Annotated in this window: 25 protein-coding genes; 21 read left to right on the forward strand and 4 right to left on the reverse strand. The window is 50.7% G+C overall.

The window, feature by feature from the left end:
- From BM058_RS13545 to BM058_RS18030, 14 genes are all read left to right on the forward strand, one after another.
- Positions 1–282, forward strand: a 282-nt coding sequence (locus BM058_RS13545) for an IS30 family transposase (RefSeq protein ID WP_143082969.1), incomplete at its 5' end; no start/stop codon positions are given.
- A gap of 463 nt (positions 283–745) precedes the next feature.
- Positions 746–928, forward strand: coding sequence for a hypothetical protein (locus BM058_RS13550; RefSeq protein WP_090927591.1), 183 nt, complete (start codon positions 746–748; stop codon positions 926–928).
- 109 nt (positions 929–1,037) lie between these two features.
- A complete protein-coding gene (locus tag BM058_RS13555; RefSeq protein WP_090927592.1) occupies positions 1,038–1,340 on the forward strand; it encodes a DUF4212 domain-containing protein in 303 nt (100 codons plus the stop codon).
- Positions 1,341–1,376: 36 nt separating this feature from the next.
- Entirely contained in the window at positions 1,377–3,041 is a 1,665-nt protein-coding gene (locus tag BM058_RS13560; RefSeq protein WP_090927593.1) for a sodium:solute symporter family protein, read from the forward strand.
- Positions 3,042–3,617: 576 nt separating this feature from the next.
- Positions 3,618–3,896: a sporulation transcriptional regulator SpoIIID gene (gene spoIIID / locus BM058_RS13570; protein WP_143083031.1), complete on the forward strand. Its 279-nt coding sequence runs from the start codon at positions 3,618–3,620 to the stop codon at positions 3,894–3,896.
- Between the two features lie 244 nt (positions 3,897–4,140).
- Positions 4,141–5,145 (forward strand): rod shape-determining protein MreB, encoded by a 1,005-nt coding sequence (gene mreB, locus BM058_RS13575; protein WP_090927595.1) that lies wholly within the window; start codon positions 4,141–4,143, stop codon positions 5,143–5,145.
- Positions 5,146–5,157: 12 nt separating this feature from the next.
- Positions 5,158–5,991 carry a flagellar hook-basal body protein gene (locus BM058_RS13580; RefSeq protein WP_322787885.1) on the forward strand — a complete coding sequence of 278 codons (834 nt, stop codon included), beginning with the start codon at positions 5,158–5,160 and terminating at the stop codon, positions 5,989–5,991.
- 24 nt (positions 5,992–6,015) lie between these two features.
- The gene (locus BM058_RS13585) at positions 6,016–6,858 is read left to right on the forward strand and encodes a flagellar hook-basal body protein (protein WP_090927597.1); all 843 of its coding nucleotides are present in this window, start codon (positions 6,016–6,018) and stop codon (positions 6,856–6,858) included.
- A gap of 43 nt (positions 6,859–6,901) precedes the next feature.
- Positions 6,902–7,189: a DNA-directed RNA polymerase subunit beta gene (locus tag BM058_RS13590; protein ID WP_090927598.1), complete on the forward strand. Its 288-nt coding sequence runs from the start codon at positions 6,902–6,904 to the stop codon at positions 7,187–7,189.
- Positions 7,190–7,243: 54 nt separating this feature from the next.
- A complete protein-coding gene (gene fabZ / locus BM058_RS13595; protein WP_090927599.1) occupies positions 7,244–7,678 on the forward strand; it encodes a 3-hydroxyacyl-ACP dehydratase FabZ in 435 nt (144 codons plus the stop codon).
- 14 nt (positions 7,679–7,692) lie between these two features.
- Positions 7,693–7,866: a hypothetical protein gene (locus BM058_RS18330; RefSeq protein WP_177195563.1), complete on the forward strand. Its 174-nt coding sequence runs from the start codon at positions 7,693–7,695 to the stop codon at positions 7,864–7,866.
- 62 nt (positions 7,867–7,928) lie between these two features.
- A complete protein-coding gene (locus BM058_RS13600; protein ID WP_090927600.1) occupies positions 7,929–8,126 on the forward strand; it encodes a hypothetical protein in 198 nt (65 codons plus the stop codon).
- A complete protein-coding gene (locus BM058_RS13605) occupies positions 8,123–8,821 on the forward strand; it encodes a hypothetical protein (RefSeq protein WP_090927601.1) in 699 nt (232 codons plus the stop codon). The genes BM058_RS13600 and BM058_RS13605 overlap by 4 nt, the downstream gene beginning before the upstream one ends.
- Complete coding sequence (locus BM058_RS18030) at positions 8,818–9,024, forward strand: hypothetical protein (RefSeq protein WP_143083032.1); 207 nt, start codon at positions 8,818–8,820, stop codon at positions 9,022–9,024. The genes BM058_RS13605 and BM058_RS18030 overlap by 4 nt, the downstream gene beginning before the upstream one ends.
- Here BM058_RS18030 and BM058_RS13610 read toward each other — a convergent pair.
- Positions 9,014–11,434, reverse strand: coding sequence for a heavy metal translocating P-type ATPase (locus tag BM058_RS13610; RefSeq protein WP_245737005.1), 2,421 nt, complete (start codon positions 11,432–11,434; stop codon positions 9,014–9,016). The two genes, BM058_RS18030 and BM058_RS13610, sit on opposite strands and share 11 nt — an antisense overlap.
- A 305-nt stretch (positions 11,435–11,739) precedes the next feature.
- Positions 11,740–13,398, reverse strand: a complete 1,659-nt coding sequence (locus tag BM058_RS13615) for an S-layer homology domain-containing protein (RefSeq protein ID WP_090927603.1) — start codon at positions 13,396–13,398, stop codon at positions 11,740–11,742.
- A 223-nt stretch (positions 13,399–13,621) separates the two neighbouring features.
- On the opposite strand from BM058_RS13615, the gene BM058_RS13620 reads away from it, so the two are divergent.
- A complete protein-coding gene (locus BM058_RS13620; RefSeq protein WP_090927604.1) occupies positions 13,622–14,623 on the forward strand; it encodes a C40 family peptidase in 1,002 nt (333 codons plus the stop codon).
- 445 nt (positions 14,624–15,068) lie between these two features.
- Here BM058_RS13620 and BM058_RS13625 read toward each other — a convergent pair whose 3' ends face one another.
- Positions 15,069–16,370, reverse strand: coding sequence for a DUF2254 domain-containing protein (locus BM058_RS13625; protein WP_090927605.1), 1,302 nt, complete (start codon positions 16,368–16,370; stop codon positions 15,069–15,071).
- A 177-nt stretch (positions 16,371–16,547) separates the two neighbouring features.
- Here BM058_RS13625 and BM058_RS13630 point away from each other — a divergent pair, with 177 nt between their 5' ends.
- Both BM058_RS13630 and BM058_RS13635 read left to right on the forward strand, forming a co-directional pair.
- A complete protein-coding gene (locus BM058_RS13630) occupies positions 16,548–18,077 on the forward strand; it encodes a C40 family peptidase (RefSeq protein WP_177195564.1) in 1,530 nt (509 codons plus the stop codon).
- Between the two features lie 473 nt (positions 18,078–18,550).
- Positions 18,551–19,003, forward strand: coding sequence for a hypothetical protein (locus tag BM058_RS13635; protein WP_090927607.1), 453 nt, complete (start codon positions 18,551–18,553; stop codon positions 19,001–19,003).
- A 2-nt stretch (positions 19,004–19,005) separates the two neighbouring features.
- Here BM058_RS13635 and BM058_RS13640 read toward each other — a convergent pair whose 3' ends face one another.
- The gene (locus BM058_RS13640) at positions 19,006–19,635 is read right to left on the reverse strand and encodes a helix-turn-helix domain-containing protein (RefSeq protein WP_177195565.1); all 630 of its coding nucleotides are present in this window, start codon (positions 19,633–19,635) and stop codon (positions 19,006–19,008) included.
- 261 nt (positions 19,636–19,896) lie between these two features.
- Here BM058_RS13640 and BM058_RS13645 point away from each other — a divergent pair, with 261 nt between their 5' ends.
- From BM058_RS13645 to BM058_RS13660, 4 genes are read left to right on the forward strand one after another with little or no spacing between them, the layout of a single operon-like run.
- Entirely contained in the window at positions 19,897–20,916 is a 1,020-nt protein-coding gene (locus tag BM058_RS13645; RefSeq protein WP_090927609.1) for a LacI family DNA-binding transcriptional regulator, read from the forward strand.
- A 58-nt stretch (positions 20,917–20,974) separates the two neighbouring features.
- Positions 20,975–22,474: a UxaA family hydrolase gene (locus BM058_RS13650; RefSeq protein ID WP_090927610.1), complete on the forward strand. Its 1,500-nt coding sequence runs from the start codon at positions 20,975–20,977 to the stop codon at positions 22,472–22,474.
- Between the two features lie 12 nt (positions 22,475–22,486).
- Positions 22,487–23,986: a tagaturonate reductase gene (locus BM058_RS13655; RefSeq protein WP_090927611.1), complete on the forward strand. Its 1,500-nt coding sequence runs from the start codon at positions 22,487–22,489 to the stop codon at positions 23,984–23,986.
- On the forward strand, positions 23,983–25,239 hold the full coding sequence (locus tag BM058_RS13660) for a glucuronate isomerase (RefSeq protein WP_090927612.1): 1,257 nt from the start codon (positions 23,983–23,985) through the stop codon (positions 25,237–25,239). Before BM058_RS13655 ends, BM058_RS13660 begins: the two co-directional genes overlap by 4 nt.
- The last annotated feature ends 2 nt before the right edge of the window (positions 25,240–25,241 follow it).

Genomic DNA, 25,241 nt, shown 5'->3' on the forward strand with positions numbered 1-25,241 from the left:
ACATCCGACAACGGTTCCGAATTCAGCGAACTTACCGAAGCCGTTGACTGTGATCAGGTTAGCGTCTATTATACGCACCCCTATACTTCCAGTGAGAGAGGCACGAACGAACGCCATAACGGATTGATCCGACGGTTTATACCCAAAGGACAATCCATCGATGACCTGGACGATACCGTCATTGCCTATGTGGAGAATTGGTGCAACACCCTCCCCCGTAAAATACTGGGATACCAGTCTCCTAACGACCGATTCGAACAGGGGTTGGCATCTGTTCTTTAGTTACAAATAATGGAATTGAGGTGGTTGTTGCATTTATTATTGCAATCTAAGGTTGAAAAATAGTTGAACATTATGTGAAAAAATGAATTGACTGACATACAGAATATTTGAAATAATTTGTACTATAACAACATAAAAAGTGAGGTTGAACAGCACGCCTGTTGATTTACCATATAAAGGAATGGGAAAGGGTTCTATGAGGAGGATGCATCTGTGATCAAAGCATGTATCCCCCCCTTCTTTTTCGTTGGACGGAGCCGTCTGCCCGACTCCAGCGGGAGAAGCGTCAGCCGAAGATCACCGGGTGATTTCCCCGGTAGCTGAGGCGACGCCCGCGGAAAGCGGGCAGGAAAGGCGGAGTCCAACGAAACGCTTCCTATATTTGGATAATCAACAGCCGTGGTTGAACAGGTCATATTACCCGCCTCACAGAGTATCCTGCAGGAAAGGAAGGAGGATGGCGATGGGGATTCTTATTGGATTCTGGATCCTTGCCATTGCGGCAATTATCGGTATGCTGAAATGGAAGAAACCGCTGCTTCTGGCTGTACCATTTGCTGCTATGGGCCTGTATGTAGCTGTTCAAATTATTATGGTACCGCTCCCGTTATGGGAAACGATTGAGATGATCATAGGGATGCGGTAAAAGGCAGAGAAATTTTGAAAGCGATTACATAACAAAGGGGGTGGCAGGGTTGTCTTCAGGAGTAACCATCCATTCAGCACGCGGGACATACTAAACGGAGGTGGATACGTTGCGGAAAGTAGATAAGAAGACAGCAGAGGCATATTTTCGGATGCGCACAAGATTAATTATTATCTTTTTGAGTATAGGTTTTGTCGTATCGTTTGGTGTAGCGGCATTTGCGGAATTCTTTTCCCAATTCAAGTTTCTAGGTGTGGAATTTCACTATTATATGGGGTCGCAGGGAGCAGTCATTGTCTTTATTCTATGCCTGTTTTTGAATGCCATATTCAGTGACCGGATTGACAAAAAGTATGGGATCGATGACACAGCAAACGCTGCTGTCAGTGACCAGAAACATACGCAGGAATAAAACGCGTCACGTTATAGAAGAGAGGGGAATGAATAGATGGATTCGCAGATGCTTGTGTCCCTTGGACTGATTTTAGTTACGTTCGCCCTTTATATCGGTATCTCTATATATAACAGGGCGAGAGCAACATCGGATTTTTATGTCGCGAGCCGTGGTATTCCGCCAATGTGGAACGGTATGGCGATCGGCGGCGACTGGATGAGTGCTGCCTCCTTTATCGGGATGGCCGGAACGGTTATGGCTCTTGGCTACGATGGGCTGCCTTATATTATGGGCTGGACGGGAGGATTTCTGCTTCTCACGTTTCTGCTTGCTCCGCAGCTGCGCAAATACGGGAGGTTCACGGTGCCGGAATTTATCGGGGACCGGTTTGAAAGCAATACCGCCCGGTTAATTGCTGCAATTGCAACCGTTATTATCAGTTTCACTTACATTATCGGACAACTATCCGGTTCCGGTGTCGTCATAGGCAGGCTGTTTAACATACCCGCGGCATATGGAACGATGATCGGTGTTGTCATCATTGCTATCTATGCGACGCTTGGCGGGATGAAAGGGGTAACCTGGACGCAGGTCGCGCAATATATGATTCTGATTGTGGCTTATATCATTCCGATTATTTTTATGTCTTTTCAGGTAACCGGAGGTAATCCACTACCGTGGCTCACCTATGGTGAAATTGTTGATAAGATAGGGCAGATAGACCGGGAGCTCGGGTTATCGGAATACTTTGCTCCATTTACGGAGAGTGATAAAAGCCAGTTTCTTGCTCTGATGTTCACGTTAATGGTAGGTACCTCGGCACTGCCGCACGTTATCGTCCGCTTTTTTACTGTCAGCACGATGAAAGCGGCGCGCTGGAGCGGAGCCTTTGCCCTGCTCTTTATCGGCATTCTTTATTTGTCAGCCCCAGCTTACGCGGCATTTTCCCGTTTCATTCTGATGACGCAGGTAGCCGGCAGTCCGATGGATGAGCTGCCCGCCTGGACCCAAAGCTGGATGGACACCGGTCTCCTAAAGACGGCCGATCAGAACGGAGACGGCATTCTGCAGTGGACCGAACTCTCTGTAGGGGAGGATATCGTTGTGATGGCGACGCCGGAGATCGCCCAGCTCGGATTGTTTGTCATCGGTCTCGTTGCCGCCGGCGCGATGGCGGCTGCGCTATCGACAGCAGGGGGGCTTTTGATTACCATTTCCTCTTCCTTTGCTCATGATATCTATTACCGCTTGATCAAGCCGGATGCATCGGATGCAAAAAGACTCTTGGCAGGACGGATTGCGATTGTCCTTTCGACTGTCATTGCCGGACTTGTGGCACTGGATCCGCCGGGTGTGATTACCCAGATTGTAGCGTGGGCCTTCGCGCTTGCGGGTGGAACATTCTTCCCGGTTCTGTTTCTCGGGATATGGTGGAAGCGGATGAACACTCAAGGGGCTATTGCAGGAATGCTGGCAGGACTGGGGTGTACCCTCGCTTACATTTTCCTTGCGATGAGCGGCATCACCCTTTTGGGGATTCAGGACACCGGTGCCGGTCTTATCGGGGTGCCGATTAACTTCCTCGTCTGTATTCTTGTATCTAAAAACACCCCTGCACCACCGCAGCACCTGCAGGACGATGTCATCGATCTGCGTTACCCCGAACAGATGACATACAAAGACGGGGAAGTATGGATCAATGATGGAACACAAAACTAAAACCTGAATCGTACAGCGTATGGAGGAAAGAGTCCGGGACAATAGAAGACCGATCTACTGATTATCCAGGAGATGGAACAAGCAGCTGCGCTCCGGCATGCTGTTCCATCTCCCGGATTTTTTTGATTGGAAATTTGTCCGTCAGGCAGCAACAGGTTCGTTTGTCTTTCGTCCATCAGCAGATCAGCACCTGAACCTTAACCTAGTGAGCCCTCTTTTCGTTCGTAACGGGTTTTGCCCCAGTCTGTTTTTTATTATTTCCCGGGAAATGATGTTTTTTATCATTGTTTGTCGGAGGGCTCGATGATTTTATGGACGAGCGCAGCACACGTGCCATGGATCTGTTTATGCAGCAGCCGGCATCCCTCCTCTTTTTTCGTGTTCTATCACACTGCATGCGTGTGATTTTCAAATATTCAGAATCGAATATCCGGTTGCAAACCCGCCGGATTCTAGTCCGTCCGCCGCATCTTCACCTCTCTTTAACCCTTGTCCTATCAGACTTTTTGGTATATCCGCCGCTCCTCTTTAATAAACTGTATTAATTCACCAAGATTGCAGTAGGAGGCGAGTGGTGTGCATGATTACATCAAAGAGCGAACGATCAGGATGGCACGGTATGTTGTCGAAACGCGCAAGACAGTGCGGGTGATAGCAAAAGAATTCGGTGTTTCCAAGAGTACGGTCCATAAAGATTTAACCGAAAGGCTGGAAACAATTAACCCGGAACTTGCCGAAGAAGTGAAGTTTGTCCTGGATTATCACAAATCCATTCGTCATCTGCGCGGCGGGGAAGCAACGCGCACGAAATATGAGAACGACCGGAAGAGTATCGAAACGGAACTCACCCTTTAGTCATTTGTTCAAAAGGCTGTCTGAAAAGAACAAGCTCCTCCATTTTTGGGCAGTCTTCGAAAAAACAAATCCCGAAGAAGGTCGAGGATATATTCCGCTTGCTGATAAAATATGATAAAATCATACAATAGAGACTAACGTTTGATATAAAAGAGCATGGATTATCTCTTTAAATGGTATACTAACGGATAAAGATGTCCATTTTTAAAGATCGGCTCAGAATCGACGAGGAGGAATATACGCCATGTTTGGCAGGGATATCGGCATCGACTTGGGAACAGCAAACGTATTGATACATATTAAAGGGCAGGGCATTGTGCTGGATGAGCCTTCGGTCGTAGCCATGGACCGCAGGAGCGGAGATGTGATGGCTGTCGGAGAGGAAGCCTTCCGTATGGTGGGCCGCACCCCGGGGAATATTATCGCAACAAGACCGATGAAAGACGGCGTGATTGCAGACTTTGATCAGACGGAAGCCATGTTAAATCACTTCCTGGTAAAAGTGAACGCTAAAAGCATGATGTCCAAGCCCAGAATATTAATCTGCTGCCCGACCAATATTACATCTGTTGAGCAGAAAGCAATCATTGAAGCTGCCGAAAAAAGCGGCAGTAAGAATGTATTCATTGAAGAAGAACCGAAAGTGGCAGCGGTCGGCGCCGGCATGGATATTTTCCAGCCGAGCGGGAATATGGTTGTCGATATCGGAGGCGGTACGACGGATGTCGCGGTCCTCTCGATGGGATCGGTGGTCACGGCGAATTCCATCAAAACAGCGGGAGATCAATTTGATCTGGATATATTGAATTATATCAAGAAGTCCTACAAGCTTCTGATCGGCGACCGCACCGCAGAAATGGTGAAAAAAGAGGTGGCAACAGTCGCCCCGAACGGAGCCAACCGTGAAATGGAGATCCGCGGACGGGATATGGTGAACGGCCTCCCGCGGACCATCACCATTAATTCACAGGAAATATACGAGGCGTTAACCGAATCGGTGAACCACATTGTTCACGCGGCAAAAAATGTACTCGAACAGACGCCGCCGGAACTGTCAGCGGATATCATTGACCGCGGAGTGATTCTCACCGGCGGAGGCGCCCTTCTGCATGGTATAGATGAACTGCTCGGCGATGAACTCGGAGTACCGGTTATCATCGCGGAAGAACCAATGAATTGTGTGGCGAATGGAACAGGCATTATTCTCGAAAACCTCGACAAGATGGCAAACAAAAAAGTCAAGATCTAGAAAGGAGTTCGAATGATGCTGAGAGGTTTTTACGGCGCAGCGTCCGGCATGCTCGCCCAGCAGCGGAATACACAAATGCTTTCTGAAAATTTGTCGAACCTTAATACTCCCGGATTTAAAGCAGATCAGGGGTCAAACCGCACATTTCCGGAAATGTTAGTCCAGGCTCAGAATGCAGGCAGTACGCCCGGCAGCCGTCCTGCTCCGATTGGGGAGCTTGCAACAGGTGTTTATATGCAGGAGCGGACTCCAAACTTCAGTCAGGGTGATCTCCGTGAGACCGGCAATACAACGGATGCTGCTATCTGGCAGGGCGAAATGCCTGAAGGGGAAGACGGGGAGCAGGGATCATTGTTTTTCACAGTATCCAATGCCGACGGGGAAGAACGTTACACCCGAAATGGTAATTGGACGGTAGACGGCGAAGGTTTTCTGACGACAAGTCAGGGTCATTATGTGCTGGGAGAAGACGGCGGTCCCATTGAAGTTGGTAATGAGAATTTCAACATCAATGAAAATGGGGTTATCACGGATGAAGACGGAGCAGAAGCCGGTCAGTTGGGTGTAGCCTACGCGGAGAATGCCAATGACATGGTGAAAGAAGACAGCGGTATTCTCCGTCTTGAAGCAGAGGACGGGGCAGAGGCGCTTCCAACCGCAATAGGAGCAGATGGAGTCGGCTATACGATAAGCCAGGGCTCTCTGGAACGTTCCAACGTGGATCCAGGGCAGACGATGACAGAACTTATGAATTCCTACCGTATATTCGAATCCAACCAACGCATGCTGCGGACCTATGACCAAAGCATGCAGCGCGCGGCAAATGAAATCGGAAGTCTGAGATAAACGGGTTGAAGGGAGAGAGGCACTATGTACGGATCGGTATTGTCCTCGGCCAATACGATGGGGCAGCTGCAGCAAAAGCTTAACGGTATTTCCAGCAATCTTTCAAACAGTAATACGACCGGTTATAAGCGGAGTGAAACCACGTTTTCAGATATGCTTTATCAACAGACGAACAACCTGCAGGATGAGCGTAATGAAGCCGGCCGTCTGACACCGGCCGGTCTGCGCACCGGGTCTGGAGCAGGAGTTGCCCAGACTGCTCTCCGGATGGAACAGGGCCCGATTGAGAACACCGATCGTGAACTGGACTTTGCGATTACGGAAAAAGATCAGTTTTTCCAGGTGGAATCAATGACAGGCGGAGATCCGGAAACGCAGTATACACGGGATGGTTCGTTTTACCTGTCGGAGAATCCGGAAGAGCCGGACGGATGGACACTTGTTAATAATCAGGGCGATTATCTTCTTGGAGCAGATGGGGAAAGAATGGATGTTCCGGCTGGAGCAGGAAGCTTTACCCTTCAGGAAGACGGAACCCTTGAGGCGGTAAATCAGGCAGGAGAAGAGATTGAAATCGGTGAGATGGAACTGGCCCGCATTACCAAGCCGCAGCTTCTCGACCGGGTGAATGGCAACAACTACGCCCTGCCGGACCTTGGGGAACTTGGACTGGAAGAGGCTGATGTGCTGGAGTTTATACCGGGAGCTGAAGAAGCGGTGAAACAGGGATCGCTTGAGCAGTCTAATGTTGACGTCGGCCAGGCCATGACGGATATGATGACCACGCAGCGTCAGTATTCTTTCAACGCACGTGCGATTTCGCAGGGAGACCAGATGATGGGTCTCATTAACAGCCTGCGCGGCTGATAGGAAGCCGCGCATGGAAGTATAATGTTACGGAGTTAAAATCATGAGTTATAATGAAGATACAACACAAAGTCAATCCAGGCAGGAACGAAGGCTGGAAAAGGAGCAGGAGGAAAAGAATGCTGCCAGTACCTCCAAGAAGGAGCGCCGAAAGGAACGCATCCGGATGGTTCCGATTTGGGCCAGACTTCTGATTGTTCTTGCTGTTCTCATTCTAAGCCTGCTTGGCGGACTTGTCACAGGGTATGCCATCGTAGGAGAAGGAAACGGCCTCGAAGTGCTTAGATGGAGCAGTTGGGAACGGATGTTTGAATTTATCCAGGGAGATTAATCTCCTGCCTTGGATTGTAAAATATTTCTAAGTACAGCCGGCAAGGAGGAAGACATGCTCTCCAGTGAAGAAATCAAAGAAATCATCCCGCACCGCTACCCGTTTCTTTTGGTAGACCGGATTACGGAGCTGCAGGAAGGGGAGCGGGCAGTCGGGTTCAAAAACGTATCAGCGAATGAAGAATTTTTCAACGGCCATTTTCCGGATTACCCTGTGATGCCGGGAGTGTTGATTATCGAAGCACTGGCACAGACCGGTGCGGTTGCTATTTTGAAAAAAGAAGAAAACCAGGGAAAGCTGGCTTTTTTTGCAGGTGTAGAGAACTGCCGCTTTAAATCCCAGGTCAAACCCGGAGACCAGCTCGTTCTTGAAACAGAAATCACCAGATTACGTGGAAAGATTGGAAAAGGAAAAGGCACGGCAAAAGTCGACGACACCGTTGTCTGTGAGTTGGATTTGATGTTTGCTATTCAGGATCCGGAAGAGTAAAGGAGGTCCTTATTGTGAAAGCAGTATGGATTGGAGCCGCCGTGCTGGTCGTCGTTACCCTCGCAGCCTCTATGATTGGAACAACGACAAAGCTTGGCAATATCATAGGACCGGTTGTGGGGAGCATCGTGACCAGTGCGATACTTATTGGACTCATTACATGGGAAAACAAAAAAGAGCTGTCCTGACGAGGACAGCTCTTTTTTTGGATAGCGTGTGGAGAAGAAAGAGCGGTGGGGAGGCCGGTTTCTTGATCGATGCGCAGGATTTCTCGATTGATCCGCCCGTTTCCCGGTTGAATCTCGGGCAAAATGGGAATTTCTCGATTGATACTCGAGATTTCTCGATCGAATCTCCGCCTTTCTCGATTGGTTCTCAGGATTTTCGCATCGATGGAGCGCGGGAAGCATCCCCCTCGCAGCGCAGGGTGGAGAGGCTGTTTTTTTGATCGATGCGCGGGATTTCTCGATTGATCCGCCCGTTTCCCGGTTGATTCTCGGGCGAAATGGAAATTTCTCGATTGGTTCTCAGGATTCCCGCATCGATGGATCGCGGGAAGCATCCCCCCTCGCAGGGCAGGGTGGGGAGGCCGGTTTCTTGATCGATGCGCGGGATTTCTCGATTGATCCGCCCGTTTCTCGGTTGAATCTCGGGCAAAATGGGAATTTCTCGATTGGTTCTCAGGATTCCCGCATCGATGGATCGCGGGAAGCATCCCCCCTCGCAGGGCAGGGTGGGGAGGCCGGTTTCTTGATCGATGCGCGGGATTTCTCGATTGATCGGCCCGTTTCCCGGTTGAATCTCGGGCGAAATGGAATGTTCTCGATTGATTGTCGAGATTTCTCGATCGAATCTCCGCCTTTCTCGATTGGCTCTCAGGATTTTCGCATCGATGGATCGCGGGAAGCATCCCCCGTCGCAGTGGGGGGAAGGGAGGCCGGTTTCTTGATCGATGCGCGGGATTTCTCGATTGATCCGCCCGTTTCCTGGTTGATTGTCGGGCGAAATGGGACTTTCTCGATTGATTGTCGAGATTTCTCGATCGAATCTCCGCCTTTCTCGATTGGTTCTCAGGATTTTCGCATCGATGGAGCGCGGGAAGCATCCCCCTCGCAGCGCAGGGTGGAGAGGCTGTTTTTTTGATCGATGCGCGGGATTTCTCGATTGATCCGCCCGTTTCCCGGTTGATTCTCGGGCGAAATGGAAATTTCTCGATTGATACTCAGCATTTCTCCATCGATTATCCCCATTTCTTGATTAATTCTCGAGATTTCTCAATCGATTCTCCAAATTTCCGCGTCATTCCGTCGCCGGATCCCGTCAAATTGGTCACTGCTACGATTTAAGCAGCCGCATGCTGTTAAGAATCACGAGCAGGGCGGCGCCGGTGTCGCTCAATACGGCCATCCACAGCGTCAAAAATCCTGGAAAGATGAGCACAAGCGCAGCGGCTTTGGTCAGCAGCGAAAACCAGATGTTCTGCTTAATGATAGACAACGCTTTGCGGCTTAGACGGATGGTGCGCGGCAGCTGCTCGAGGTTATCGGCCATCAGCACGATGTCGGCGGTTTCCATCGCGGTATCGGTGCCGGCGCCTCCCATGGCGATGCCAAGATCAGCTGACGCCAGAGCAGGAGCATCATTGATGCCGTCCCCGACCATCGCGACACGTTTTCCCTCCCGCTGCAAGGAGTGAACAGCGCTTACTTTGTCCGCCGGAAGCAGTTCATCAAAGGAGCGGTCGACCCCTGTTTTTTCGGCGATTCGTTTGGCTGTGCCTCGGTTATCCCCGGTCAGCATCGCCGTCTCTGATATCCCGGCTTTTTTCAGTGCCTGAATGGACTGAACCGTCATATCACGAATGGTGTCGCGGACGGCAATGATACCAAGAACGTGTGAACGCGTGCCGACTACAACGAGAGTGCTGCCTTCCTCCTGCATAGTTTGAATATGCTGTCCGGCATTCTCCTCTAGAGATACACCCATCTCCTGAAACCATGCAGGACTTCCTGCAAAATACTCGACATGATCGATAGACGCCTTGGCCCCTTTGCCTGCCACCGACTGAAAATGACTGCCCTGCTTTGCCGGGATTCCCCGTTTTGCCGCGTAGGCCGTCACAGCCTGGGCGATGGGGTGAGTGGAATGCTCTTCAATCGTGCGCGCCGCAGTGATAAGCTCCTCCTCACTGCCGTGAAGAGCCAGGACTTCGGCTACTTTCGGCTTTCCCTCGGTTAATGTTCCTGTTTTATCAAAAGCAATGCTCTCTATGACTCCGGCTTTTTCCAAAAAGGTACCGCCTTTGATTAAAACACCGCTCTTTGCGGCATTTCCGATAGCGGAAACGATTGCCACCGGGGTGGAAATAACGAGGGCGCACGGGCAGGCTACAACGAGCAGCGCCAATCCCTTATAAAGCCATCCCCCCCAGGCGCCCGGTCCGAGGAGTGGGGGAAAAATCATAACAGAGACAGCGAGCGCGAACACAATCGGTGTGTAAACAGCGGCGAATCGGTCGATAAATGCCTCGGTCGGTGCTTTTTTCTCCTGAGCCTCTTCCACAAGGTGAATGATGCCTGCAATGGTCGTATCCTGTACGAGTTTGGTGACTTTGATTTCGAGCGAGCCGCTTTCGTTGATGGTACCGGCGTACACTGTATGTCCCTCCCGTTTGTCCACGGGCAGGGATTCACCAGTGATGGGAGCCTGGTTAATACTGGAGGATCCCGTCACCACCTCGCCGTCGAGGGGAATTTTTTGTCCGGGTTTCACAACGAGAACGTCTCCGACTCCGACTTCTTCCACGGCTTTACGAACCTGCTGCCCGCCGGAGAGAACGACAGCTTCGTCCGGGGCAAGAGCCATCAGGTTGCGGATGGAGGTTCTCGTGCGTTCCATGGAACGGTTTTGCAGCGTATTCCCCAGTGCAAACAGCCACACCACCATTGCTCCTTCAAACCACTCCCCAATCAACGTAGCACCGATCGCAGCCGACGCCATCAGCACATTCATATCGAGGGAACCAGTTTTCACAGCGTAGAACGCACTTTTCGCCGGCTTGTATCCCCCTGCGGCAATGGCAGCGGCATATAAAGCCGTAATAAGAAAAGCAGGAAGGGCCGTAAACGACCCCGCAAAACCAAACATGAGAAAAATTCCGGACAATGTGGTGGTGGAGAGCGGTTTTTTCTGCGTGTTCTCCTTTTCAGCGTCTTTAGATCCATTGTCCAGGGAAGCATCGAAACCAGCTTTTTGTACTTCCTGCATAATATTCTCCGGGCTGGTGGAGTGGTGAATCTGCATCTTTCCGGTGGAGAAATTCACCTGTACGTCCTGTACGTCCGGCACACTGCTGATGTGCTTTTCGATAGTCTTTGCGCATGAGCCGCAGTCCATGCCTTCGACTTTGTACGTTTCCTTGTGTTTATCTTTCTCCAGCGGCTCTGTGTCAAAGCCCAGTTTCCGTACATGCTTTGGAATGTCATCGTAAACGGAATCATATTCGGCGCCGACGGTCATTTTTCCCGTCGCATAATGCACCTGAACGGATTGAACCCCCTCTTTCTTCTTTAAAGCTTTCTCGATGGTCGCCGCGCAGGACGGACAATCCATTCCGTCCACTTTATATTCCAGCATGCTGCTGCTTTCCTTCGTACCGCCGTCTACGCTCGAATCCGGCGTGCTTACGGGGATAATGGAGGACTGCTTATTACTGGAGCAGCAGGCTGTTTGTTTTTCGTTCTCCATCTGACTCATAGGCTCTCCTCCTGTATAGGATATCATTCAAATAATCGTTTGATTGTTATCCCTTAGTGTATGAGGTGAATGCAGAAAAGTCAATATTCAAATGTATATTTGAATGATAGGTATGGAAAAAATGGAGACAGGGCAGCAGAGGGGAAGAGATGCCTGCATAATGGCTGGTAACAAGCCGGCTGCCTGTATAATAAAAAAAGACAGAGCCTGGAATGTGCCGGACTCTGCCTTTTGCAGACAAACGTGAAACGGAAAACGCAAAAAAACCGGCCTCCACGTATGGAGGCCGGTTGAGGAGACCCGCATTATTGAACGGTTTCGAGGTCTCCCTGCTCAATTTCTTCAAAGTCCTGCATCTGTTCTTCCTGCCAGTTCATGAGCTCATCATACGTGATGATGTTCTCTTCGTTTTCCGGAAGACCATATTCAAACGTGACGTCTTCGTTGAAGTTGCTCGACGTCATGCCGTAGTCTACGCCGAAGGACATGTCGCCCTGCTGCTCGTCGGTGTAGCTGACTTCGATCTCGCCGGTGTCATATACGACCTGGTTGTTTTCATTGATGGCTTGATGCATTTTGAAGGTTTCAAGATTCAGGCTTTCGAGAATTTGGTTGATATCCTCTTCGTTCATGCCGCCTTCAGGCATGGTGCCTTCGTCATTCAACGCCTGGAAGCTGGAACCTGTGACGCTGGCAAGAGCCGAAGCGGCACCTGGATTTTCAAGAATCGGTTCAAGTTCCGGGATGACATCTTCTTCGAGAATGGTCATCACGTCGCTGAGGTCCTCATGTGTCAGTTCAAAAGTGAGTACCTGATCGTAGGTCACGTCGTCCGGAATGGAGGCATGGCTTTCTGTGAGCTCAAAGTATTCAGTGCCGAAGTTTTCGATGAATACGTCATAGATTTCCTGAGCCATTTCCTGCTGCTGTTCCATATCGAAAGGAATATCTGACGCTTGGCCGCCCAGAACATCTTCATAGTTCATTTCAATATATTTGTCCTGCCAGTCTTCTGGATATCCCATCATCGCAGCGTCATTGATATATTGATAGCTTGCCTCGTTGGTGGACAGAGAAACCTGCTCCATCGTTTCCTCGAACTGTGGAATGTTCTGCTCAATGACTACCTCTGTAATCATAGGGTCTTTCTGGAATGTACCGCTCATCTCCATGTTCATGTTCATGGATTCTTCCAGAGCCTGCTGCTCTTCTTCCGTAAGTTCCTGATCTCCCATCGGTACATCGATGTTGATACCGATATTGCCGTCAAATGTATAACTTTCAAGGTTCTGCTGGGTTTCCATGACATCTTCGAGCACGGTAGTAATTTCTTCATCCGTCTCTGGTGCTTCCGGAGTTTCTTCAGCGTCTCCGGTCGTGTTCCATAGGAACGTTGCGAACTGGGCTCTTGTGGTTGAAGCGCCCGGCTTAAAGGAACCGTCTTCATATCCGGAGGAAATACCGTTTGCAGCCAGTGCATCGATGTGGTCGTAAGCCCAGAAGTCCTCGCTCACATCAGAGAAATCAGCACTGTTGTCCCCGCTCAGGTCGTATGCTGCTGCCAGCACTTTTGCCATCTGCGCACGGGTCAGGTCTGCGTTAGGTTGAAATTCTTCCTCGTACCCTTCGATAATTCCTTCATCCGCGACAGCAGCTACCGCGTCGGCAAGCTCGGTACCGTCTTCAATATCCGAAAAGTCAGGATCCGGACGATCCGATGTATCAAGATTCAGTGCTGATGACAGCATCAACGCAGCCTGGCCGCGGGTTACTTCATCATTCGGCCCGAAGGAACCGTCTTCGTATCCTGAAATAATGCCTTCTTCCTCAAGATGGCTGATGGCATCCCCGGCCCAGAAATCTTCACCGATATCACTGAAAGAAGACTGTGCCCCAGCTGTGGCTGGTAACGTAAGCGACGCAGCGAGTGTCGCTGATAAAGCAATACTGTAGAACTTTTTCATATGGTACCCTCCTGAAAAATTTGAAATAATGTTGTGTCCCTTGTTAGTATACTATGAAACTCACGATGATTTCCATAAGCTACTAACAAATTCCACAAAAATCATTTACGGAACAGCCCCCGTTTTCGATTCAGCGATTTAAAAATTTTTTCTGTCTGATAGAATAAAAGAAAAAGAGTCATTCTACATAAAGGAGAGGACGATTATTTTTTCTAAACATATCATGGCGCTGACACTCACCGGATTGATGCTGCCGGCGGTGTTTGCCGGAGAGGCGGAAGCGGCGCAGGAGGCAGCAGCGGATTCAGAGGAATATTCGCATTACGTGGATGTGTCGGTTCTGTCCGTCTGGGCGTCCCCGGAAGCGCCGAGAAACATGGACGCACCGGCCCTTCAGAATCCGGTGCAGCCGTGGCAGTGGACCGAATCGATGACGGCCGCGGATAAACGCGGCCTGCTTGGCAACCTTGATACCCAGGCGTTGTACGGCATGGAAGTGGAAGTTCTGGAAGAGGAGGGGAACTGGGCGAAAATTGCAGTGGAAGAACAACAGACACCGCAGCATGAGACCGGTTACCCGGGCTGGGTGCCAAAAGAGCAGATCACCGAGAGTCCGAGATTTGAATTGCTGCAGCATGCCGACACAGCTCAGGTTACCGAGCCGACTGCTTTTCTGCATGAAGACCGGAGTCTGGAAACGAAAAGTCTCGAAATCAGTTTTAATACAAGACTCCCGGTCGTGTTTGAAACAGAAGACAAACTGCTCGTGGCCACGCCCTCGGACGGCAATAAGTGGATAAACGCCGGCGATGTCACTGTTTACGAGGACGAAAACGCCATCCCCGATCCGGAAGCTTCCGACTTGCAGGCCACCGCGGAACAGTTCATGAATCTTCCGTACTTGTGGGCGGGCACGTCCGGGTTCGGGTTTGACTGCTCCGGCTTCACCCATACCATCTATAAAGCCCACGGTATCACCATTCCGCGGGACTCAAAGGATCAGGCGCGAAGCGGGACAGCTGTGGAGCGCAGCAATCTCCAGAAAGGCGACCTTGTCTTTTTCGCCTATAACGGCGGGGCCGGAGAAATACATCACGTCGGCATGTACCTTGGAGACGGGCGCATGATTCACTCCCCGAATTCGGACAGCACGGTTGAAAAAGTGGCGATCTCCGAGTCAGAATACGCAGGAAGCTACCACAGCGCCAGACGCTATCTCAATTAAATCCCCCGTGCATCGCAGCTTTTGAAAGAAAAGCACTGCAGGGACCATGCAATGAAATGATAGGAAACAAAATTCCCGAACCATCATTATATGGTTCGGGAATTTTTATCGCTGCGCCGCTGGACCGGCTCCGTGGATACTAAATCACCGGGCAGCATACGTAGTGTCCATGGAAGTGGAATCAGGGGAAACTAAGACCTGCTGCACCGGCAGATAGTGTCCATTGATTTCAGTCGGGGGACACTAATTTATGATGGCAGCAGTGTAGTGTCCACCAAACAATGATCCATGGAAACTACGTCTTTATGTTTCGATGGCAGTGTCCGCTGGCCGTGCCAAATGCCGGTGTTCCACTCCACTCCCCGCCTGTTATTACAGCATCCTCTTTCATAAAAAAGGAACTGCACCTTTAGATACAGCCCCTTTCGATACAAAAAAGCATTTCTTACACCTGGTACACGTGGTCTTCTCCTTCAAGTTCCACTTCGAAGCGGCGGAGCCGTTCCTGCCAGTAATCATAGTCCCACTGGCTCAATGAATCTTCATCAATGGCTTCTTTCATGTATTCAAAAAACGAGCGCAGATCGTCGTGAACGGTGTCCCGGCCTGTCTGGGCGACGACGGTCAAGGCGTCAATGCATCCGCCGATGATGGATACATCATTTTTACCGTACATCCGGATCTGAAAGAAGTTCCCGTGCAGGTAACTGCGAAACGAGATCGGGTACAAAATGAAACGAAGTTCCCCGTTTTCATCGCTGAAATAAGTCAGGGATTCGTGACGGATGCTGATTTCAGCCAGCAGCGCCGCCAAACGGTTGATACAATTGATCGCGGTATGAGGGTCATTCACGGACGGGGAAATGGCCCGTACCGCAATATCAACCAGCTTCTGCATCGAGAACTCGATATCCTGGGCATTGCTCCGTTCATTGCCTACAAGCAGACACTCCCTCAGCTCCGTTACATCCGGTTCGGCGTCTCCGGGCCAGAAGCGAAATATCGGTTCTCCTTTATGCACGTAATGCCCGACCTGGATCAGGCTTTCCACCTGCACGTCATGACGCGAAGCCCAGTTCACGATGTTCTGGAGTTCTAGCAGCTGCGTGTAACCGGAGCGGTGCGCGTAAATGACGTTCGGCTCTCCCTCTGGAATAGGGTTTTCCCATTCGGAGTAAGCGTTCAGATGAGGAAGGTGATACGCCTCTTCAATCGCCTTGGATGCGTCATTTCGTATTTTTCCAATCAAATGGTTGACCTGGACGTACTTGGTTGAGTGATAAATAAACAGAATGAACGCACCAAGGCAGACAATCGATATCATTACCATGATCACCGGCATAAACAAGTGGTTCGAGTCTGTTGGTGAAAGAAGGATAAGATTCACCAGGGAGAAAATAAAACCAAAAGTAAACACACCGAGTACGTGCTGGGTGGTCCGGCTCTGCATGAAATCCTGCAGTGCACGCGGCGTGAACTGCGTCGAATAGGTGGTCAGAACGACCATTACGGATGAAAAGCTGACACTGGTCATCGTTAGCAGTGCCGTAATGAGAGAACTGTACAGGTAATTGGCAGTTGAGATCGTGATAGGCAGAAAGCCCGGCGCCTGAATATACCACCCAGGCGGTACGAGACTGATAAGGTAAGAGATTAAAGAAATCGCCAGCAGCGAAAAAACGGCATATACGGAAGGGATAAACCAGAATTTTTCCCGTAAATGCACGTACCATTTTGATTGTCTCATAAAAAATTCCTTTCAACGTTATTAGATTACGAACACAACAATACATGATACCTCTTTTTACAACATTTTAATCTTCAAATCACAAAAAGCATGGAAGAATACCAGAGAAGCATGTACAATAAAAAGTAGAAAAGTCTACCGGTATGTCAAGTTATGCAGAAGCAGGAGGGGATCATAGTGTTTGACACGTCAATGGACACGAAAAAGATCGCAGCGGCAACGGTTGCTGCTGCAGGGGCCGTTGCCGCTGTGCCGTCCGTGGCAGACGGCGAGGTCGGCGATACGATGCTGTCCTATGGAATGGAGAACGAGGATGTCCAGGAACTGCAGGAACGCTTAAAGGACCGGGGGCACTATACATATGAAACGGTAAGCGGCCGCTACGACACATCGACGGTCGAGGCAGTGAAATCTTTTCAGCGCGCCCATCAGCTGACGGTCGACGGCATCGCGGGTCCGGAAACGTTCGGCGCCTTGCTGCAGCGCAAAGCAGAACCAACCGCCGAAGCCTCCGGTGCAGTGGACCGGGAAAAAAATAAAGAAGAGCTCGGTTCCAACACAATCATGCGGACCGGAGAAGAAAGCTCCGCGGTTAAAGAACTGCAGCGCCGGCTGGAGAATCTCGGCCTTTTTAAAGGTGAGCAGCACGGATATTACGGACGCCGCACCGCAAGTGCTGTAAAGAGCTTTCAGAAAGACGCCGGCATTGTGGTGGACGGCATTGCCGGACCGCAGACTTTTGCGGCGATGCGGGGTGTTATCGGATCCGCTTCCGCATCTCTTCAGGCAGAGCCGGCACCGCGTCCGGAATCCGGGTCTACCTTCCGGATTCTTGAAAGCGGAGACAAAGGCAGTGAAGTGTCGCTCCTGCAGCGTCAGCTCAAAGACCTCGGTTTTTATAATAAGGATGTAACCGGGGTGTACGGGCCGATGACCGAAGAATCGGTCCGCCGTTTCCAGCAGAAACAGGGCCTTGAGACGGACGGGCTTGCCGGACCGAAGACGTTCAACGCTCTGAAAAACAATCCGGCATCCGCTTCTGACTCCGGAGAAGAAACAAAAACAGAAGCATCCGGCGCCGGATCATCAGAAATGCTTCGTTACGAGGACAGCGGAGAACAGGTGAGTGAACTTCAGGAACGTCTGCGCGGCCTTGATTATATGAAAATGGAGCCTAGCGGCGTATTCGGCGGTGTCACGGAAAAAGCGGTCAAATCTTTTCAAAGTGAACAGGGGCTTGCCGTAGACGGTATCGCCGGGCCAAAAACCCGGGAGAAGATGGACGAGATGCTCGAGTCCGGGGAAGACAGGGAGGAGGCAGACGTTTCGACAGTCTCTCCCGATACGGATTTCAATGCGGTGAATCTTGTCGCCGATGCTTCCGAACATATCGGAACCCCGTACGTATGGGGCGGCACATCGGAATCCGGCTTTGACTGCAGTGGGTTTCTCCAGTACGTCTTCCAGGAAAACGGCGTGGAGCTGCCGCGCACGGTCGCCGATATATACAATCAAGGAGACTCGGTCGAAAAGCCAAAGGTAGGCGACATTGTTTTCTTTAAAACATATAACGACGGCCCTTCCCATGCCGGCATCTACACAGGCAATGACCAGTTCATCCACGCCGGCACATCCACCGGCGTCACGGTCAGCGATAAAACAGATGACTACTGGGAGAAGCGTTATATCGGCGCGAAACACTACTAAAAGATATGATAAAGGAAGAAAGTTTTATAAGATAAAAAAATGCCGAACGATTTGCTGAAATCGTTCGGCATTTTTTGTTGCTGAGATCAACCACTGCGTGAAAGGAGAGATGAATAGTCCGAAGGCAGTTTAGGGAGTTCCGTGTCCCCGTAAACGTCGTTAGAGACGTCGTCTGAGGCACTTTGTAGTAATCGGTGCCCCCATAAACGTCATTAGGAATGATTCAAAAGGCACTTTAGAGGGTTCCGCATTCCCGTAAACGTCCTTTAGGTTTCCTTTTTGTTCGTTAATGTCCAAAGAAACGCTTCCGATTTATGATTTTTACTAATCGGAAGCTTTTTTTCATGCTCAAGAAAGAAAACGGGATAATGATTTCGTTTTTTTAGAAAAATCACTTATTTTTGTGTTTTTTTAGTGAACAATATTATATAATTATAAACAGAAATAAGACTTTCGACGCAGGAGGTAACGATATGACGCCGGATTCCCCGCTTGAACTGGAAGCGCTGGAAGTATATCTGCAGCCGGACTTCATCACGCAGATGGAATGGGCAAAGCTGTACCGGAACATCTGCCGGTACGTACAAACAGTGACGCACCATGATATGGTCCGTTATCCCGAAAAAGCAGAAATTATGCGGAAAATGGAGACTTCTCACTTCCATATTCAGATTAAACGCGCGTTCACAACAGATGTGATCCTGCTGTATCTGGAGTTAGCCTGTTACATAAACCAGGAGGAAGTACTGATTATGCTGGGGGTAAGCAACAATCACGGAAGGATATCCACGCCGCTCATCATCGATTTGATTGTCCTGATTCATACGCAGCAGCCCGGGTTAATACGGGTGAAGGGATATCTCCATCCTGAAGACTGGACTGTCTCTTTGTACCGTCTTCAGGAGAGAGGGTTGTTAATGAAATAATGTTACTGTGAATCAAACGCAGCATAAATGATAGCTATCAATCTATCTTTATCTGCTTCATCCAAAGGGATGTGATCAAGAACAAGTGGTTCGTTGTTCAGCAGATCTCTCAGATTTTTAGGGCGTGGGAAGGATGTCTCGAATGCATGTGGATCATCGGTGGATCCTGCGAGATAATCAGGGGTTACATTAAACAAGGCCGCCAGTTTATAGAGGCTGATGATATCAGGCAGACGGGACGAAGATGTTTGATAACTGCCGGGACGAAGCCACTGTTGCAGGTGATCTTTGTCAATACTGGTCCGAACCGCTAATCCCTCCACCTTCCAGTCACTGCTGCTCATAAGCTCCTCCAGCCTTGAAGCGAACAGATCCAGATGAAGGGTGTCAACCAGATCTTTCGGCCGATGGTCGGGGAGATACCCCCCGAGTCGCAGCATTTCATCCGGAAGAGCCCCTTTCAGCCCGTTGGCGAGAGCCGCCGCTATGTCGCGGGACGGCGTAACCCGGCCACTTTCGATAGCGTGAATATAGGAGTAGCTGATATCTGTTTCGTTGGCAAGATCGCGCAGGGAAAAATTGTTCCGCAGTCGGAGATCTCTAACGTAATTGCCCAATGTTCGCTTTTCCATTGCTGTATCACCTGTTGTTATTTTACATAGTAGAAAAGGATTAGAACAGACAAGGGCTTCATCTTGTTTACATAGAATGAACATTGTCCATTTTTGTTGAACGAAAACAGAAACTGCGATCTACTATTCTCTCTTTTTCGATAAAAAGAATGTATTGACGTTGTATAAACCATCCCGTAGAATACAGATAAACCGGTTTAGATAAAACGGTTTAGTGAAAAGCGGAGAAGGTTTTTCACTTAGGTAAAAGGTGAGTTCAACATGAAACATGACAAAAACGTAACCATTGCCGACGTAGCAAAGCATGCCGGCATTTCAAAAAGTACAGTTTCCCAGTATCTGAACAAACGGTTTGAATACATGGGCGAAGAGACGAAGCAGCGCATCCGGCAGAGTATTGCGGCGCTCGGATATTCCCCCAATGTTCTCGCGAGAAGCTTGAAACAGAAGAAAACATTTACGATAGGCATGATTGTCGCCAACATTCTTCACGGTTTTTCGACGCAGGTCATCCGTACCGTGGAAGACGCCTGCAATGAACAGGACATTCATGTCATTGTCTGTAACACGGATGAAGATCCACAGAAGGAACAGAAATACGTGCAGATGCTCGAGGCGAAGCAGGTAGACGGATTCATCATTTTTCCGGCGGGGGATAATGAAGAGTTATACCGCGAACTTCTTGATAAGAACATTCCCCTCGTGTTCGTCGACCGGATCGTTCCGGACCTGCCGGTGAATACGGTGTTAACAGATAATGAAAAGGCGGCCGCCATGGCAGTGGATTACTTCACTAACTGCGGCCACCGTCGTATCGGTCTTGCCGTCCCTCCACTGAAGCGGGTGATGACACCAAGATCGGAGCGGCTGTCCGGATTTCAGAAGGCAATGGAAAGCCACGAGCTGGAGAAGAGCGGTATGTTTATTTATGAACAGTCTCTCTCCGCTATGGCGGACTACCTGTCGGCGGAATTTCAGAAAGAAGACAAACCGACAGCCCTTCTTGCCAGCAATGATCTGACGTTAATCGAAGTACTGCAGTTCTGCAGGCAGCAGGAGATGGAAATCGGCAGGGATGTAAGCATTATAAGTATTGATGACATGCCGCTTGCCGGTGTCTACAACCCGGCGGTGACATCCATAGAGCAGCCGGCGGCCGCTATCGGCGAAAAAGCCGCGGAGTTGTTATTTGAAGAAATGAATGAAGGAAAAGAGCTGAGCCCGGCTGTGCACCGGTATTCCCCGGTATTTCTGGAGCGGGATTCGGTGGAGACGCGCTGAGCGGCGTTTCTCTGTCGTTTTTGAAACCGCTTACTAAAAAGGGAGAGGAAGGATACGCATGAAAGAACCGATTATTCATATTCATGAACTGGATAACGTGGCGGTGGCAATTGAAGAAGCACCCGGGGGAGAGGAGATCGAGTCCGGCGGCCTTCGGATCACACCGCTTGAACCGATACCGGCCGGCCATAAAGTGGCGCTCCATCCGATTGAAAAGGGAGAAGACATTATCAAATACGGCAACCCGATCGGGCATGCGGAACGGGATATCGAGAAGGGCGAATGGGTGCATTCCCATAACACGAAGACGAACCTAAGCGGCAAACTCGACTACACGTATGAACCGCGGGAAGAGCCTGCCGCCGAAGCACCGGCGGATGAGCTCACATTCCAGGGCTACCGCCGGCCGAACGGGGAAGTCGGCATCCGCAATGAAATCTGGATCATCAATACGGTCGGCTGTATTAACAAATCGGCGGAACTCCTCGCCGATATGGCCTCTAAGGAACTAAACGACAGCGATGAAGTGGATGGTGTGTTCCATTTTCCGCATCCGTTCGGCTGTTCGCAGCTCGGCGATGACCTGACCAACACCCAGCGCGTGCTCTCAAGCCTCGTGCTGCATCCGAATGCGGTCGGTGTCGTCGTCATGGGGCTGGGCTGCGAAAACAACACCATCAAATCATTCCAGGACATGATCGGCGGGAAGGCGAACGGCAAAGTGGTGTACCTCGGCGCGCAGGACGTGGATGATGAGATTGAAGAAGGAATGGAACTCATCGGAGAACTCACCGCTTACGCCAACAGCTTCAAGCGCGAACCAGTCCCGGTCTCCGAACTGAAAGTCGGCTTGAAATGCGGCGGCTCCGACGGCCTTTCCGGCATTACGGGGAATCCGCTCGTGGGCTCATTTTCGAACCGTTTGATTGCCCACGGCGGCACGACGATTCTTACCGAAGTGCCGGAAATGTTCGGTGCGGAGAAACTGCTGATGAGCCGGGCACAGAACGAGCAGGTGTTTGATAACACGGTGAAACTCGTCAATGACTTCAAGCAGTACTTCCTCGACCACGACCAGAACGTCTATGAAAATCCGTCGCCGGGAAACAAAGACGGCGGTATTACAACGCTCGAGGAGAAGTCGCTCGGCTGCGTGCAAAAAGGCGGCAGTGCCACGGTTGTGGATGTGCTTGAATACGCCGGCCGTGCAACAACAAAGGGGCTGAATCTGCTGCAGGGTCCGGGCAACGATCTCGTATCGGTAACCAATCTCGCAGCAGCGGGCGCCCACATTATTCTTTTCACAACAGGACGCGGCACCCCGTTCGGCGGTCCGGTGCCGACGGTGAAAATTTCAACCAACACCGCGCTAGCCGAGAAGAAGAAGCGCTGGATTGACTTTAACGCCGGAGAATTCGTCGAAGGCAAGCCGCTTGAGACGCTGACCGATGAATTCATGGAAGAGATGATTGCCTGGGCATCCGGGACGAAAGAGACGCAGAATGAGAAATACAATTTCAAAGAGATCGCGATTTTCAAAGACGGCGTTATTCTGTAAAGGAGGAAGAAAATGGAGAGATTATCCTATGACTATTTGAGAAAACACGACCCTCATCAAGTGCAGCATAACACCGGTCTCCCTGTGAAAGTGCTGCAGATCGGCGAAGGAAATTTCATGCGCGGTTTTTTGGACTGGATGATGGAGCACATGAACCGGCAGGGGCTGTTCAACGGCAGTGTGGCAGCTCTCCAGCCGACTCCGCACGGCCGCAAACTTCCGGATCTTCACGCCCAGGATAATGCCTACACCGTGCAGCTCCGGGGGCGTCTTGACGGCCAAACGATTGACCGCGCCGATGTCGTGACGTCGATTTCGGCCTCCATCAATCCGTATGAAGAATGGGACCGGGCCGTGGCGGCCGCATGTGAGCCGGCGCTTGAAATCCTGACCTCCAATACGACGGAAGCGGGTCTTGTGTATCAGGAAGAAGACTGGAACCGGGACGCTGCACCGCTTTCTTTTCCGGGAAAAACAACGCAGCTCCTGTATGAACGGTACCAGGCATTTAACGGTGATCCGGATAAAGGCCTTGTTCTTCTGCCGTGTGAACTCGTTGAGCAGAACGGTGACGTGCTGAAAGACATCATTCTCCGCAAAATCGACGACTGGTCACTCGGGGCGGACTTCCGGAAGTGGGTGACAGAACACAATGAGTTCTGTCAGACCCTTGTCGACCGGATTGTGACGGGGTATCCCGCGGATATCGAAGAATTTCAGGAAAAGCTCGGTTACGAGGACCGTCTTTTCACCGTGGCGGAACCGTATCATCTGTTTGTCATTGAAGGAGGGGAGCGGGTACGGCAGGTTCTGCCACTTCAGGATGCCGGCCTGAACGCTGTATACGGCCCCGTTCAGGATTACGCCGAGCTGAAAATCCGCCTCCTGAACGCGCCGCATACGATGATGTTCGCGCCTGCCTTTCTGTACGGCGTGGACACGGTTTATGAAGCGATGCAGAACCACGACATCCGCGCCTTTGTAGAGGGTGCGGTGGATCACGCCATCAAACCGGTCCTGCCGTATAATAAGGAACAAAAAGACCCGTTTGCCAGAGGCGTGCTCGAACGTTTTGAAAATCCGTATCAGCGCCATCTGCTCACCGATCTCGGCCAGAATGGGCTGCAGAAATTCGGCACCCGTGTGCAGCCGTTATGGGAGAAGTGGGGTAGCCGTGATCCGGAGAACCAGTATTTCGCCCTTGCGCTGGCAGCTTTGCTTGTGTATTACCAGCCTCAGGAAAAAGGGCAGGAGAAAGTACAAGGGCACGCACTCGGCCGGAACACGTTGCTGCGCGAATCCGAGGATGTTGTGAATCTGATGCACGACTTGTGGGATGGTTATAACAAGGGTGAACATTCCGCAGCCGGGTTGGTACAGTCCTTTTTAGGAGACGAGGCGGACCCGGTCCGCATTTCGCTTGTCAGCGGCTACGTGGACGCACTGCTGAAAAACGGTGCCGTGTCTGTACTGGAACAGTTTCATCAAGACGTGAAGGAGGAGATCCAATGATTCTTACAACAGAAAAAGGAATCCGTAACACAGTCGAAGAGGCCATTGAAAACCAGGAAATCACCGACATTCATACGCACCTTTTTTCCCCGAACTTCGGTGATATTCTGCTTTGGGATATCGACGAGCTGCTCACCTATCACTATCTCGTCGCTGAAGTCATGCGCTGGACCGACATGGATCCGGCCCTCTTCTGGCGGATGGAGAAAAAAGAACAGGCCGAGCTCATCTGGCAGAAGCTGTTCGTCGAACGCACCCCTGTCAGCGAAGCGGCCCGCGGGGTGCTGACGACGCTGAAAGAAATGGGCATTGACCCGAAAACGAAAAATCTCGATACGTACCGGGCTGAATTTGCCGGACGCACCGCGGAGGCCCAGGTCGGCGCCGTCATGAAGCAGGCGAACGTTTCCAACATTGTCATGACCAACGATCCGTTTGACGAGCAGGAACGCGCTATCTGGTTCGAGGGCACCAGACCGCAGGATGCCTTTCACGCCGTGCTCCGTATCGACCCGCTCTTAAATGATTTTCAAAACACGAAAGAGCAGCTGAAAAAATGGGGATATGATATTCAGGACGACTGGAACGGCCGCACGATCAAGGAAGTGAACCGTTTCCTGGAGGACTGGATTGAAATCATGAACCCGCTGTACATGGCGGTGTCGCTGCCGCCGAGCTTCGCCTATCCGGAAGAAAGCGACCGCGGCCGCGTCATCCGTGACTGCATCCTGCCCGTCACGAAAAAACATAACATTCCATTCGCCCTCATGATCGGCGTGAAAAAACGGGTCAATCCGGATCTGATCGACGCCGGCGACTTCGTCGGAAAAGCCGACATCCGGGCGCTTGAGAACCTGCTCGCCGAAAACCAGGAAAATAAATTTCTCGTCACGATACTCTCACGTGAGAACCAGCATGAACTCGCCGTGCTCGCACGTAAATTCCGGCATCTGATGATATTTGGCTGCTGGTGGTTCATGAACAACCCCGTCATCGTAAACGAAGTCACGAGGATGCGCCTTGAGCTCCTCAACACGAGCTTCATCCCGCAGCACTCCGACGCCCGCGTGCTCGAACAGGTCGTCTACAAATGGCGCCACACGAAAACCGTGCTCAAAGACGTCCTCACCGAAAAATACGAAGACGTCCGCAGCACCGGCTGGCCCGTCACCAAAGAAGATATCCAAAAAGACATCGCCGCCATGTTCCACGAAAATTTCTGGAACTTCCTCGATAAAGATTTCCGGAAATAAAG

It is taken from the genome of Salibacterium qingdaonense (genome assembly GCF_900114715.1).
Classification (GTDB): Bacteria; Bacillota; Bacilli; order Bacillales; family Marinococcaceae; genus Salibacterium; species Salibacterium qingdaonense.

What these genes read in the sequence shown, in the direction of transcription:
- fabZ (WP_090927599.1), top strand. Translation starts at nt 7,244, where the DNA reads ATGCTCTCCAGTGAAGAAATCAAAGAAATCATCCCGCACCGCTACCCG.
- BM058_RS13625 (WP_090927605.1), bottom strand. Translation starts at nt 16,370, where the DNA reads ATGAGACAATCAAAATGGTACGTGCATTTACGGGAAAAATTCTGGTTT.
- BM058_RS13635 (WP_090927607.1), top strand. Translation starts at nt 18,551, where the DNA reads ATGACGCCGGATTCCCCGCTTGAACTGGAAGCGCTGGAAGTATATCTG.
- BM058_RS13640 (WP_177195565.1), bottom strand. Translation starts at nt 19,635, where the DNA reads ATGGAAAAGCGAACATTGGGCAATTACGTTAGAGATCTCCGACTGCGG.
- mreB (WP_090927595.1), top strand. Translation starts at nt 4,141, where the DNA reads ATGTTTGGCAGGGATATCGGCATCGACTTGGGAACAGCAAACGTATTG.
- BM058_RS13610 (WP_245737005.1), bottom strand. Translation starts at nt 11,434, where the DNA reads ATGAGTCAGATGGAGAACGAAAAACAAACAGCCTGCTGCTCCAGTAAT.
- BM058_RS13620 (WP_090927604.1), top strand. Translation starts at nt 13,622, where the DNA reads ATGGCGCTGACACTCACCGGATTGATGCTGCCGGCGGTGTTTGCCGGA.
- BM058_RS13585 (WP_090927597.1), top strand. Translation starts at nt 6,016, where the DNA reads ATGTACGGATCGGTATTGTCCTCGGCCAATACGATGGGGCAGCTGCAG.
- BM058_RS13655 (WP_090927611.1), top strand. Translation starts at nt 22,487, where the DNA reads ATGGAGAGATTATCCTATGACTATTTGAGAAAACACGACCCTCATCAA.
- BM058_RS13650 (WP_090927610.1), top strand. Translation starts at nt 20,975, where the DNA reads ATGAAAGAACCGATTATTCATATTCATGAACTGGATAACGTGGCGGTG.
- BM058_RS13550 (WP_090927591.1), top strand. Translation starts at nt 746, where the DNA reads ATGGGGATTCTTATTGGATTCTGGATCCTTGCCATTGCGGCAATTATC.
- BM058_RS13580 (WP_322787885.1), top strand. Translation starts at nt 5,158, where the DNA reads ATGATGCTGAGAGGTTTTTACGGCGCAGCGTCCGGCATGCTCGCCCAG.
- BM058_RS13660 (WP_090927612.1), top strand. Translation starts at nt 23,983, where the DNA reads ATGATTCTTACAACAGAAAAAGGAATCCGTAACACAGTCGAAGAGGCC.
- BM058_RS13615 (WP_090927603.1), bottom strand. Translation starts at nt 13,398, where the DNA reads ATGAAAAAGTTCTACAGTATTGCTTTATCAGCGACACTCGCTGCGTCG.
- BM058_RS13590 (WP_090927598.1), top strand. Translation starts at nt 6,902, where the DNA reads ATGAGTTATAATGAAGATACAACACAAAGTCAATCCAGGCAGGAACGA.
- BM058_RS13560 (WP_090927593.1), top strand. Translation starts at nt 1,377, where the DNA reads ATGGATTCGCAGATGCTTGTGTCCCTTGGACTGATTTTAGTTACGTTC.
- BM058_RS13645 (WP_090927609.1), top strand. Translation starts at nt 19,897, where the DNA reads ATGAAACATGACAAAAACGTAACCATTGCCGACGTAGCAAAGCATGCC.